Raw genomic sequence first — 12398 nt, forward strand, 5'->3', positions numbered from 1 at the left:
CGGTGCGGGCGGGCTGCGAGGCATCGGCGTCGACGAACGCGGAGAAGAAGTCCAGGAAACGCGCGTGGTGCGCAGCGTTCTCTTCCGCCGTGTAGCGATCGGGGTTTGCCTCGAAGTCGATGTTGAGGCGGGTGCCGTTGACGTTTTCGTAGAAGTTGATGCCCATGTCCTCGACCGTGCCGGTCGACAGGATGGTGAGCTCGCCCAGGATGGGGCCGAACGGGATACCGCCGTGGAACAGCATGACGTTCACGAGCGGGCCGAACAGACCCCCGTTCGGCTCCGCCGAGTCGCGGCGGATGTCCTCGTGGCGGAACAGCTGGTGCCGCAGAGCACCGGCCACCGCGACATGAACCTCGGCGATCAGATCGGCGACGGTCGTGTCGTGCCCGACATGCACGGTCAGCGGAACGATGTTGGACAGCATGCCGCCCGAGCGCCGCGTCAGCGCCGTGGTCCGGCCCGTGACGGGCAAGCTCAGGACGACGTCCTCCCGCCCGGTCATCCGGGACAGGAAGGCCGCGACGGCAGCAATGAGGAAGGTGGACCGAATGGTGTCGTGGCGTTCGACGGCGGCATCGAATCGCGCGGACAGCGTCTCCGAGAGCGTCGCCGAGGTCAGTTCCTTGCGGGCCGCCGGCGGGGCGATCCGAGGACTCAGGCCCACGCCGTCCTCGAGTCCGGCGATGCGTTCACGCCAGTAGTCGCGGTCCCGTTCGAACCGGGCGCTGTTGCGGTAGGCGAGCTCGGCCTCGCGCAGATCCGGGAGGTCCCCGACCACGAGCGGTTCCGGGTCGCGGCCCTCGACCGCGGCGGAGTAGAGCTCCGCGACGCGCGTCATGAAGTTCATGGCACCGAAGCCGTCGAGCACGACGTGGTGCACCCGGGCGTACCAGTAGTAGCGGGAGTCCTCGAGACGCAGCGCGGCCGCGACGATCAGCCGGTCGGTGACGATGTCGATCGGGCGGCTGTACTCGGCGCGCATCCACTCGTCCGCGGCCTGCTCCGGGTCGGGAGCGTCCCGCAGGTCGACGAGCTGAAGGGGCGTGTCGAGGGACGGGTCGACTATCTGGTGCGGCACACCGTCGATCTCGAGGAGCCGCACGAACCCGGACTGGAGGTCACCTGCGGCGATCCGGCTGACCCGTTCGAGCACCTCGGTGTCGAGGTCCCCGCGGAGGTCGACGTACTGCGCGTTGTTGATCGCGACGGACGGGTTACGGTGCTGCGCGTACCACAATCCGAGCTGCGCCGGGGAAAGCGGGAATGCGCTTCCCTGCAACGCCTGATCAGCGCTGTCGATTCCGTCGATTTCTCGCGGGTCCAACCGTTACCTCGTTTCCGGAACATCTTCGAGTTCCCACACCACAAACGCCCAGTTCCTCACCCGTGCACCCAGGAACCGACCGCTACTCGCACAAAAGCAACCGATGCTTAACGTCTATAGCCAGTCGGTCCTACTCCGTTTCACCGGCGCATCTGCGAACCCCCTGCGCGGACCTCCGTCCGCCTCCCCCGGCGCGCCGAAGACCGCCCCGTTGTACCGGGGCGGTGAGGTGGGCATTCGGCGCGCGCACATCGCCCCAATCTACCGTCTGGTCATACCGCCGCCGAAAACGACCACGCGGGACCCGGCGCTGCGCGCCGAACCCCGCGGGAAGTGAATCTACCGAGCAGTAGCGACACCGGTCGCGTTTTGGATCACCTGCTCACCAGAGCACGGCGATGATCACGTTGAGAATGCCCAGTCCGCCGATCGTGTGGGCGAGCGCACCCGTCGATCCCGGATTCTGCTTCTCCTTCTTCAGCCCCACGATCGCGAGGACCAGGATCACGACGGCGACGAGGAGCTTGATGCCGATCTTCATGTGGTTCAGCTCCACCACGTCCTGAGCCTCGCGAAGACCCACCAGGGCGACGCCGGTCACGAGCTGCAGGATCGCGCCGTGGAGCATGCCGGTCACGACGCGGGGATCCCTCATCACGGCGAGCCAGGAGCCGATGATGCCCGCGAGGCCGATGAAGTGCAGGATCAGGAAGATTTTGATGGCGACGTCCATGCCCGCCATCCGAGCATCAGCCGCGGCGTTTTGTCCAGTTAGGCCATGCTCAGCAGGTGGCCGACGTCACTCCTGGTCGCAGCACCGATCGACCGGGATGGACGACGCCGCACCGCCGCCGGGGCCCTTGCGGCTCCGGCGGCGGTGCGGCCTGTCGCGTCACGATGGCCCGTTGTCAGCTCCGGGCGTCCTCGCCGCCCGTCGAGGCGTGCCCCTTGACGCGGGCCTCGACGGAGCGATGCAGAATCTGCTCGGCGTGGCGCAGCACCGGCGCATCGACCATCTTTCCCTCGAACTGGAACACGCCGCGTTCCTCGGGCACCGCGGCCAGCACCCTGCGCGCCCATTCGACCTGTTCCTCCGTCGGGGCGTAGGCCTGCCGGATGACCTCGATCTGGCCGGGATGGATCGCGACCTTCGCGTCGAAGCCCACCGCCACGGCGTCGAGCGTCTCGGAGCGCAGACCCTCGTGGTCCTTGATGTCGAGGTACACCGAGTCCAGCGCCCACCGGCGGTAGGTCTTCGCCGCGAGCAGCGACGACGAGCGCACATGCCGTGCGACGTCGCGGTACGAACCGTCCGCGTGCCGGCTGGACTGGCCACCCAACCCGACGACGAGGTCCTCCGCTCCCCACATGACGCCGATCGTGCCGGCGGCGAGCGCGATCTCCGCGACCGCGAGGGCACCGGGCGGCGACTCGATCAGCGCGATCACCTCGCGCGGAGCGAGGGAGGTGATCTGCTGTGCGGATTCGCACTTGGCGAGCATCACGCGGGTGTACGCGGTCTGTGCGAGCGCCTTCAGGTCCGCGTCGTGTTCCTCGGTGCCTGCCGGGTTGACCCGCACCACGGTCCGGTCCGGATCGAGGGGTGTGTCGAGGAGGCAGCGGCGCGCGTAGTCCTTGTCGGCGTGCGCGACCCCGTCCTCGAGGTCGAGGATCACGACGTCGGCGATCGCAGCGGCCTTCCCGTACCGCTCGGGACGGTCCGCCGGGCAGAACAGCCACGCGGGGCCCGGAATGGTGCTCATCGTCGTCATCCTTCCTGCGCCGGAACGACCGGGCGCTTGTGGACGAGAGTCTGCCGCACCGCGAGCGCAACGACGTCGCCGTGCTGGTTCCGGGCGGTGTGTTCGAACGTGACGATGCCCTGCCCCGGCCGGGACTTCGATTCGCGCTTGTCGGTGATGAGGGTCTCCGCATACATGGTGTCGCCGTGGCGGACGGGGTGCGGGAACTTGATCTCCGAGAAACCGAGGTTGGCGACGATCGTGCCCTGCGTGAGCTGCGCGACGGACAGGCCGATCAGCGTGGACAGAGTGAACATCGAGTTCACCAGCGGCTCGCCGAACTCGGTGCCGGCGCTGTAGGCGGCATCGAGGTGCAGGGCCTGGGTGTTCATCGTCAACGTCGTGAACAGAACGTTGTCCGCCTCGGTCACGGTGCGGCCGGGCCGGTGCTCGTAGACGGCGCCGAGTTCGAACTCCTCGAACCACAGGCCGCGCTGGACGACGCGCTTGGCGTTCCCCGTGCTGTTCCCCGGCAGGCTGCTCACAGGCCCAGCTCCCGTGCCACCAGCATCAACTGGACCTCGGTCGTGCCCTCGCCGATCTCGAGGATCTTGCTGTCGCGGTAGTGCCGCGCCACCGCGTACTCGTTCATGAAGCCGTAGCCGCCGTGGATCTGGGTGGCGTCGCGCGCGTTGTCCATCGCCGCCTCGGACGCGATGAGCTTGGCGATCGCGGCCTGCTTCTTGAACGGCTTGCCGGACAGCATCAGGGCGGCCGCGTCGTAGTAGGCGGTCCGGGCCGTGTGCGCCCGCGCCTCCATCCGCGCGATCTTGAAGGCAATCGCCTGGTTGCGTCCGATGGGACGGCCGAACGCCTCGCGCTCCTTGGCGTACTTGACGGACTCGTCGACACAGCCCTGTGCTGCGCCGGTGGACAGGGCCGCGATCGCGATACGCCCCTCGTCGAGGATGCGCAGGAAATTCGCGTAGCCGCGGCCGCGCTCGCCGAGCAGGTTCTCGGCCGGCACCCGCACATCGCTGAACGTCAGCGGGTGCGTGTCCGAGGCATTCCACCCGACCTTGTTGTAGGCGGGCTCGGCGGTGAAGCCGGGGGTATCGGTGGGCACGACGATCGTGGAGATCTCCTTCTTGCCGTCGCGTTCGCCGGTGACGGCGGTGACGGTGACGATCTCGGTGATGTCCGTGCCGGAGTTGGTGATGAACTGCTTGTTGCCGTTGATCACCCACTGATCCCCGTCGAGCTTCGCGGTGGTCTTCGTGCCGCCCGCGTCGCTGCCGGCGCCGGGCTCGGTCAGGCCGAACGCGCCGAGCGCACGGCCCGCCGCGAGCTGCGGCAGCCACTTGCTCTTCTGCTCGTCGTTACCGAACCGGTAGATCGGCATCGCGCCGAGCGAGACACCCGCCTCGAGGGTGATCGCGACGGACTGGTCGACCTTGCCCAGTTCCTCGAGCGCCAGGCACAGCGCGAAGTAGTCGCCGCCCTGGCCACCGAACTCCTCAGGGAACGGCAGACCGAACAGGCCCAGATCGGCCATGCCCGCGACGACCTCGTACGGGAATGTGTGGTTGGCGTCGTGTTCGGCGGCGACCGGCGCGACGACGGTGCGCGCGAAGTCCGCGACGGTGTTCTTCAGGTCCCGGTAGTCGTCGGGAAGCTGGTCGGTGGAGAGGTAGCTGCTCATGGGTGCGGTCCTAGTTCTCGGCTGTGTCTGTGGAAGCTGCGGCGGTGGGAACTGCGTCGGTGGGAACTGCATCGATGTGGACGGGAACGATGCGGGCGAGGAGCTGGTCGACCTTCACCTGGTCACCGGCGGCGACCAGCAGTTCGACGGTGCCGTCGACCGGTGCGGTCAGGGCGTGCTCCATCTTCATTGCCTCGACCACCACGACCGTGGTGCCGGCGGAGACGGTGGCACCGGCCTCGACGGGGGCGGCGATGACCGTGCCCGGCATGGGGCTGGTGAGCTCCGCTTCACCGGCGTGCGCGTCCGCGCCGCGGATGTTCGGTTCGCGGGATTCGCGCACCGGCCACGTGCCGCCGTTGCCGGCCAGCCACACGTGGTCGTCGTCGGCGGCGACGCGGAACACCGACCGCTGCCCGTCGAGCGTGACGGTCAGGACCGCCCCGTCGAGTTCGGCGGTCAGGGTCCGTGCGGCGCCGTCCTCGATGCGGGCGGTCGCGGCACCGGGGGTGCCGGTGATGTGCACGTGGTCGGTGCGGGTCGGGCTGTGCAACCGGATGGTCGTCGGGGCCGCGGCGCCGACGCGCCAGCCGGTGGGGCGGTCCCACGGATCGACCGCTGTTGCGGTCGTCGCGGCGGGCCAGCGCTGCAGCCAGTGGTAGGTGGCGGCAGCGACGAGCACCTCGTCGGGCGTGGCCGGGGCGTCGTAGTCGCCGAGCCGGCGGTCGAGGAGACCCGTGTCCAGAGCACCGGCCTTCACGTCCGGGTCGGCGAGCAGGAAGCGCGCGAAATCGATGTTGGTGACGACGCCGAGCACCGCGGTTTCGGACAGGGCCCGGTCGAGGCGGCGCAACGCGGATGCCCGGTCGGGGCCGTGGGCGATGACCTTCGACAGCATCGGGTCGTAGTCGCTGCCGACGACCGTGCCTTCACGCAGGCCCGAGTCGACCCGGATGCCCTGCGCAGTGACACTTGCGCCGCCCGGCTCGCTGAGGCCGAGCACCGTGCCACCGGTCGGCAGGAAGCCGCGCGCGGGATCCTCGGCGTAGACGCGGGCCTCGATCGCGTGACCGGTCAGGGTGATGTCGGACTGCGTGAAGCCGAGCGGTTCACCGGCGGCCGCCCGCACCTGCCATTCGACCAGGTCCAGGCCGGTGACCAGTTCGGTGACCGGGTGCTCGACCTGCAGGCGTGTGTTCATCTCCATGAAGAAGAACTCGTCGGGGGCGTCGGCGGAGACGATGAACTCCACGGTGCCGGCGCCGGTGTAGTCGACGCTGCGGGCGGTGTTACACGCCGCTTCGCCGATGCGGGCGCGCGTTGCCTCGTCCAGCAGCGGCGACGGGGCCTCTTCGATGACCTTCTGGTGGCGGCGCTGCAGGCTGCACTCGCGTTCGCCGAGGTGCACGACGTTACCGTGGGTGTCGGCGAGGATCTGCACCTCGATGTGGCGGGGCCGCTGCACGAACCGTTCCAGGAACAGGGTGTCGTCGCCGAACGCGGAGGAGGCCTCGCGGCGCGCCGACGCCAGCGCCTCGGCGAGCTGACCGTGTTCGGTGACCAGGCGCATGCCCTTGCCGCCGCCACCGGCGGACGGCTTGATCAGCACCGGATATCCGATGTCGCCTGCCGCGGCGATCAGTTCCTCGTCGGTCAGACCGGGCCGGGAGATGCCGGGGACGACGGGCACGTCGAACGCCGAGACGGCGTTCTTCGCGGTGATCTTGTCGCCCATCGTCTCGATCGCCTTCGCCGACGGTCCCAGGAAGACCAGCCCGGCGTCGGCGCAGGCCTGCGCGAACGTCGAATTCTCCGACAGGAAGCCGTATCCCGGGTGGATCGCCTGGGCGCCGGCGCCGCGGGCCGCGTCGATCACCTTCGCGATGTCGAGGTAGCTCTCGCGCGCGGCGGCCGGCCCGAGCCGCACCGCGGTGTCGGCTTCCCGGACGTGGAGGGCTCCGGCATCGGGATCGCTGTAGACGGCGACCGAACGAATGCCCATGCGGCGCAACGTGCGGATCACCCGGACCGCGATCTCACCGCGGTTGGCGACCAGGACGGTATCGAACATGTTCATTTCTCACTCACATCCGGAAGACGCCGTAGGAGACCGGCTCGAGCGGCGCGTTCGCACACGCCGACAGGGCCAGGCCGAGAACTTCTCTGGTATCGAGGGGGTCGATGATGCCGTCGTCCCACAACCGGGCGGTCGAGTAGTACGGATTGCCCTGCGCCTCGTACTGATCACGGATCGGCGCCTTGAACGCCTCCTCGTCCTCCGGCGACCACGGCTTGCCCGACGCATCCAGCTGCTCGGAACGGACGGTCGCGAGGACGGAGGCCGCCTGCTCACCACCCATCACCGAGATGCGGGCGTTGGGCCACATCCACAGGAACCGCGGCGAATACGCCCGGCCACACATCGAGTAGTTGCCTGCGCCGTAGGACCCGCCGACCACGACGGTCAGCTTCGGCACCCGCGCGCACGCGACCGCGGTGACCATCTTCGCGCCGTGCTTGGCGATACCGCCGGCCTCGTAGTCGCGGCCCACCATGAATCCGGAGATGTTCTGCAGGAACACCAGCGGAATCGACCGCTTGTCGCACAACTCGATGAAATGCGCACCCTTCATCGCGGACTCGGCGAACAACACACCGTTGTTCGCGACGATCCCCACCGGATGACCGTGGATCCGCGCGAAGCCGGTGACCAGTGTCTTGCCGTACTCGGCCTTGAACTCACGGAAGCTCGAACCCGGACCCGCCGGATCGCCGTCGACGACCCGCTCGATGACCTCCCGCACGTCGTACGGGGTCCGCGAATCGGTGGGCACCACGTCGTACAGATCGGACGGATCGGTGGCCGGCGCGAACGTCGGCGCCACATCCCACGGCCGCGGGCTGCGTGGCCCGAAGGTGGAGACGATGTCGCGGACCTTGTTCAGCGCGTCGCGGTCGTCCTCGGCCAGATGGTCCGTGACACCGGAGACCTTCGAGTGCAGGTCGCCGCCGCCGAGTTCCTCGGCCGTGACCACCTCACCGGTCGCGGCCTTCACCAGCGGCGGACCACCCAGGAAGATGGTGCCCTGGTTGCGGACGATGACGGCTTCGTCGCTCATCGCCGGCACGTACGCGCCACCGGCGGTGCACGAACCGAGGACGGCCGCGATCTGCGGAATGCCCTTGGCGCTCATCGTCGCCTGGTTGTAGAAGATGCGGCCGAAGTGCTCACGGTCGGGGAACACCTCGTCCTGCCGCGGCAGGAACGCACCACCGGAGTCGACGAGGTACAGGCACGGCAGGTTGTTCTGCAGCGCGATCTCCTGCGCTCGCAGATGCTTCTTGACCGTCACCGGGTAGTAGGTGCCGCCCTTGACCGTCGCATCGTTGGCGACGATCACGCATTCGCGGCCCGAGACCCGTCCGATGCCGGCGATCATGCCGGCACCCGGGCACTCGTCGTCGTACATGCCGTTCGCGGCGAGCGGCGCGATTTCGAGGAACGGGCTACCCGGATCGAGCAGGGCGTCGACGCGGTCGCGGGGCAGGAGCTTGCCGCGGGAGACGTGGCGTTCACGGGATTTCTCGTTACCACCGAGCGCTGCGGCAGCAAGGCGTTCCCGCAGCTCACCGACGAGCGCGAGGTGCTGGTCGCGGTGGGTGGGGAGAGTCGTTCGAGGGGTTGTCACAGCATCGTCCTCGTCACTGGAGTTAATCTTCGATAACTGAAAATGAGGTTAACTGTGATTAACTGAGTTGTCCAGACCACATCAGGAAGGAACGGTGCGGCCGATGACCGAGCTGAAGCCGGACACCGACGAACAGCTGCTCACCGCACGCGGCCGGGCCAAGGCCGACCGGCGGCGGCACTTGCTGCAGGCCGCCGCACGGCTCGTCGCCGAACGCGGCTTCAACGGTGTGCGACTCGAGGACCTCGGTGCGGCGGTAGGCATCAGCGGTCCCGCCGTCTACCGGCACTTCCCCAACAAGGAGGCACTGCTCGTCGAGCTGCTCGTCGAGATCAGCCGACGTCTCCTGGCCGGTGGTACCGACGTGGTGGACCACACCGACGATCCCCGGCGCACACTCGACCGCCTGGTGGATTTCCACCTCGACTTCGCGCTGGGGGAGCCGGATCTGATCCGGGTGCAGGACCGGGAGCTGCAATCCCTGCCGGAGGACGCTCGCAGGGAGGTGCGCCAGACGCAGCGGCGGTACGTGGAACTGTGGGTGGGCGCCCTGCGCCGGCTCGATCCCACCCTGGAGGAGTCCGACGCACGGACCATGGCCCACGCATCGTTCGGGCTCATCAACTCGACGCCGCACAGCGCCGACCGGTCCTCTCCCGCCGCGACCCGGGCGGTGTTGCGCCGCATGACCCTGGCCGCCCTCGGCGCGCAGCGTCACGCGGACCACGAAGCCGGCGCCTGAACAAGCACGAAACCCCGTCCGGATCACCGGACGGGGTTCCATCGCACTGTTGTTTCCGGGACCTGTTGTTTCCCGGACCTGTTGTTTTCCGGACCGTGTGATTACCGGACCTTGTCCCTCGTCATCGAGGTGTAGGCCAGCGTCAGCACCGCGGCGACGGCGATACTGATGATCCAGCGGATCCAGTCGATACCTTCGGTATCACCCTGGTCGCTGATCAGACCCCAGATCCAGTAGCCGATCAGGGCGCCGATGATGCCGATGACGACGGTGATGAGCCACCCCATCGCCTGCTTCCCCGGAATCACCAGGCGTGCGAGCACACCGATGACCGCACCGAAGATGATCGTGCCGATGATTTCTCCCATCACGGGCTCCTCTCTCGGAACATCGAACCGTGGGGAAGGTATTTCCACACAGTGCGCGGAGTATGCACGATTCGGGTGAATTCCCGGAAATCTTCTGCAAAATGTTGCGCAACCGCGCAAGGGTGCCCCGGCCGCGGCGGCCGGGGCACCCTCCGGGATCACGCGTCGTGCAGGATGACTCCGCGGATGTTCTTGCCGTCGCGCAGGTCCTGATAGCCCTGGTTGACCTCCTCGAGGCTGTACCGGTGAGTGACCAGTTCGTCGAGCTTGAGCTGACCCTGGTCGTACATCCTCAACAGCCGCACGATGTCGTACTGCGGATTCGCCGAACCGAACAACGTGCCCTTGATGGTCTTCTCGTTGAGCGTCAAGTCCGCACCCGACACGTGCACGGTGAGCTTGGCCGGATCCGCAAGACCCGTGATGACGACCGTGCCACCCTTACCGATCACCGCGGTGGCCGCCGACACTACCGCTTCGTCGACGGTACCCACGAGAATCAGGGCCTGGTCGGCACCCTGGCCCCAGCTGAGCTCGTTCACCTTGACCGCAGCCTCGTCGGCGGTCGCGAAGGCATGGGTGGCACCGAACTTCAGGGCCGTCTCACGCTTGAACTCGACCGGATCGACCACGACGACATACCGGGCGCCGGCCTGTACCGCACCCTGGACCGCGTTGATGCCCAGGCCACCGATGCCGTAGATCACGACGATGTCGCCGGCCCGTACCCCACCCGAGTACACCGCGGTGCCCCAGCCGGACGGCACACCGCAGCCGACGAGCACGGCGGTCTCGAGCGGGAGCCAGTCGTCGACCTTGACCACCGAGTGCTGCGAGATGGTGGCCCGTTCGGCGAACGTGCCCAGCATGCACATTGCGCCGAAATCCTTGCCGTCGCCGTGGAACCGGAACGACCCGTCGGGCATCGACCCTTCGAGGATGGTGGCGCCCATGTCGCACAGGTTCTGCCGACCGGTGGCGCAGTAGCGGCAGGTGCCGCAGTTCGGGATGAAGCTGCACACCACGTGGTCGCCGGGCTTGACCTTGGTGACGCCGGGGCCGACCTCCTCGATGATGCCCGATCCCTCGTGCCCGCCGACGATCGGGTAGCGCGGGGGCAGGTCCCCGTCGGTCAGGTGCAGGTCCGAGTGGCACAATCCCGCGGCGGTGTACTTGATCAGCACCTCGCCGGGGCCGGGACCGTCCAGATCGAGTTCCATGATCTCGAAAGGCTTTCCGGGCTCGAGCAGAACAGCAGCTTTGGTCTTCATTGGGGTCTCCTTCGCAGGTTCGAGAATGTGGGCAGGATCGTCAGAGCGCGATGTTGACGGCCTTGGTCTGGGTGAAGGCGTCGATACCGGACGCGCCGAGTTCGCGTCCCCAGCCGGACTGCTTGTAGCCACCGAAGGGCATCGCGGTGTCGAAGCCGTTGTACTGGTTGACCCACACCGAACCGGCCTTCAGCCGCCGGGCGACGCGGTGTGCCCGCGAGATGTCGCGGGTCCAGATGCCGGCGGCCAGACCGTAGATGGAGTCGTTGGCAGCACCGACGATGCCCTCGTCTGCGTCGAACGGCATGGCGGCGACGACCGGGCCGAAAATCTCCTCCCGGACGACGCTGAACTCGGGCTTGACGTCGACCAGGACGGTGGGTTCGACGAAGTAGCCGCTTTCCCCCCAGCGTTTGCCACCGGTGAGGGCGCGGGCCCCGTCGGCGAGGCCCTCGCGCAGGTAGCCGGTGACCCGATCGAGCTGTTCCTGCGACACGAGCGGCCCCAGCTCGGTGGTCGGGTCGAGACCTGGGCCGATCTTCACCTTGCTTGCGGCCTCGGCGACGGCCTCGGTGAAGCGCTCGAAGATGCTGTTCTCGACGAACAGCCTGGTGCCGGCGACGCAGCACTGGCCGTGGTTGAACAGCCACGCACTGAGCGAACCCTGCACGGCCGCGTCGAAATCGGCATCCGCGAACACGATGTTCGGGCTCTTGCCGCCGAGCTCGAGCGACACCTTCTTCAGGTTGCCCTTCGCGGCGTCGACGATCTTCTTGCCTACCTCGGTGGAGCCGGTGAACGCGACCTTGTCGACGTCGTCGTGCCCGGACAGGGCGGCACCGGCGTCCCCGAAGCCGGGCACGATGTTGACCACGCCCGGCGGGAACCCGGCCTCCTCGAAGATCTCGGCCAGCATGAGCGCAGTGAGCGGGGTCTGCTCGGCCGGCTTGAGGATGACGGTGTTGCCGGCGGCGAGCGCCGGAGCGAGCTTCCACGATGACATGAGCAGCGGGAAGTTCCAGGGCACGATCAGGCCGCACACACCGATCGGTTCCCGCAGCGTGTAGGCGTGGAACTCACCGCCCGGCGCGAACGGCATCGTCACGTTGACGGTGCTGCCCTCGATCTTGGTAGCCCAGCCCGCGTAGTAGCGGAAGACGTCGGCCGCCCATGCCACATCGACGGCGGACGCGATCGCCGCGGACTTGCCGTTGTCGAGGGCCTCGAGCTGACCGAACTCCTCGGCGCGTTCGGTGAGCAGATCACCGACCCGCCAGATCATGCGCTCGCGCTCGGCGGCCTTCATCGTCGGCCAAGGGCCCTCGTCGAACGCCTTGCGGGCGGCGCGCACGGCCCGGTCGACGTCCTCGGCGGCGCCGTGGGCGACGTCGACGAGCTTGTCCCCGGTCGCGGGATCGTAGGTCGCGAAGACACGACCCGAGGCGGCGTCGACCCATTCGCCGCCGATGTAGAGCTGCCTGGCCCCGGAGAGAAACTCCCGAACCCGCGGAGCGACGGTGTGCTCGGCAACAGCTGTCATGCCCAACCTCCTGAAGT

Annotated in this window: 11 protein-coding genes; 1 reads left to right on the plus strand and 10 read right to left on the minus strand. The window is 67.9% G+C overall.

Annotated features, from left to right (window positions below; all coding sequences use genetic code 11):
* The 7 genes from RZ1_RS18565 to RZ1_RS18595 form a co-directional block, all read right to left on the minus strand.
* Positions 1-1327, minus strand: a 1327-nt coding sequence (locus RZ1_RS18565; protein ID WP_244899356.1) for a condensation domain-containing protein, incomplete at its 3' end; no start/stop codon positions are given.
* 382 nt (positions 1328-1709) lie between these two features.
* Positions 1710-2060, minus strand: a complete 351-nt coding sequence (locus RZ1_RS18570; RefSeq protein ID WP_072813985.1) for a hypothetical protein — start codon at positions 2058-2060, stop codon at positions 1710-1712.
* Between the two features lie 175 nt (positions 2061-2235).
* On the minus strand, positions 2236-3090 hold the full coding sequence (locus RZ1_RS18575; RefSeq protein ID WP_072814076.1) for an HpcH/HpaI aldolase/citrate lyase family protein: 855 nt from the start codon (positions 3088-3090) through the stop codon (positions 2236-2238).
* Between the two features lie 5 nt (positions 3091-3095).
* The gene (locus RZ1_RS18580) at positions 3096-3605 is read right to left on the minus strand and encodes a MaoC family dehydratase (protein ID WP_072814075.1); all 510 of its coding nucleotides are present in this window, start codon (positions 3603-3605) and stop codon (positions 3096-3098) included.
* A 5-nt stretch (positions 3606-3610) separates the two neighbouring features.
* Positions 3611-4771 carry an acyl-CoA dehydrogenase family protein gene (locus RZ1_RS18585; RefSeq protein ID WP_072813986.1) on the minus strand — a complete coding sequence of 387 codons (1161 nt, stop codon included), beginning with the start codon at positions 4769-4771 and terminating at the stop codon, positions 3611-3613.
* A 10-nt stretch (positions 4772-4781) separates the two neighbouring features.
* A complete protein-coding gene (locus tag RZ1_RS18590; protein WP_072813987.1) occupies positions 4782-6848 on the minus strand; it encodes an acetyl-CoA carboxylase biotin carboxylase subunit in 2067 nt (688 codons plus the stop codon).
* Between the two features lie 7 nt (positions 6849-6855).
* The gene (locus RZ1_RS18595) at positions 6856-8460 is read right to left on the minus strand and encodes a carboxyl transferase domain-containing protein (protein WP_072813988.1); all 1605 of its coding nucleotides are present in this window, start codon (positions 8458-8460) and stop codon (positions 6856-6858) included.
* Positions 8461-8563: 103 nt separating this feature from the next.
* On the opposite strand from RZ1_RS18595, the gene RZ1_RS18600 reads away from it, so the two are divergent.
* Positions 8564-9202, plus strand: coding sequence for an SACE_7040 family transcriptional regulator (locus tag RZ1_RS18600; protein ID WP_072813989.1), 639 nt, complete (start codon positions 8564-8566; stop codon positions 9200-9202).
* A 101-nt stretch (positions 9203-9303) separates the two neighbouring features.
* Here RZ1_RS18600 and RZ1_RS18605 read toward each other — a convergent pair whose 3' ends face one another.
* The 3 genes from RZ1_RS18605 to RZ1_RS18615 form a co-directional block, all read right to left on the minus strand.
* The gene (locus RZ1_RS18605) at positions 9304-9570 is read right to left on the minus strand and encodes a GlsB/YeaQ/YmgE family stress response membrane protein (protein WP_072813990.1); all 267 of its coding nucleotides are present in this window, start codon (positions 9568-9570) and stop codon (positions 9304-9306) included.
* Between the two features lie 158 nt (positions 9571-9728).
* Positions 9729-10841: an NDMA-dependent alcohol dehydrogenase gene (locus RZ1_RS18610; RefSeq protein ID WP_072813991.1), complete on the minus strand. Its 1113-nt coding sequence runs from the start codon at positions 10839-10841 to the stop codon at positions 9729-9731.
* A 40-nt stretch (positions 10842-10881) separates the two neighbouring features.
* A complete protein-coding gene (locus tag RZ1_RS18615; RefSeq protein WP_072814077.1) occupies positions 10882-12381 on the minus strand; it encodes an aldehyde dehydrogenase family protein in 1500 nt (499 codons plus the stop codon).
* Positions 12382-12398 lie beyond the last annotated feature (17 nt).

Origin of the sequence: Rhodococcus zopfii NBRC 100606 = JCM 9919, assembly GCF_001895025.1 — a bacterium.
GTDB classification, from domain to species: Bacteria; Actinomycetota; Actinomycetes; order Mycobacteriales; family Mycobacteriaceae; genus Rhodococcus; species Rhodococcus zopfii.

Bases quoted from the DNA above. Each gene is read 5' to 3' on its own strand.
- RZ1_RS18570 (WP_072813985.1), bottom strand. From the start codon at position 2,060: ATGGACGTCGCCATCAAAATCTTCCTGATCCTGCACTTCATCGGCCTC.
- RZ1_RS18575 (WP_072814076.1), bottom strand. From the start codon at position 3,090: ATGAGCACCATTCCGGGCCCCGCGTGGCTGTTCTGCCCGGCGGACCGT.
- RZ1_RS18585 (WP_072813986.1), bottom strand. From the start codon at position 4,771: ATGAGCAGCTACCTCTCCACCGACCAGCTTCCCGACGACTACCGGGAC.
- RZ1_RS18590 (WP_072813987.1), bottom strand. From the start codon at position 6,848: ATGAACATGTTCGATACCGTCCTGGTCGCCAACCGCGGTGAGATCGCG.
- RZ1_RS18600 (WP_072813989.1), top strand. From the start codon at position 8,564: ATGACCGAGCTGAAGCCGGACACCGACGAACAGCTGCTCACCGCACGC.
- RZ1_RS18605 (WP_072813990.1), bottom strand. From the start codon at position 9,570: ATGGGAGAAATCATCGGCACGATCATCTTCGGTGCGGTCATCGGTGTG.
- RZ1_RS18610 (WP_072813991.1), bottom strand. From the start codon at position 10,841: ATGAAGACCAAAGCTGCTGTTCTGCTCGAGCCCGGAAAGCCTTTCGAG.
- RZ1_RS18615 (WP_072814077.1), bottom strand. From the start codon at position 12,381: ATGACAGCTGTTGCCGAGCACACCGTCGCTCCGCGGGTTCGGGAGTTT.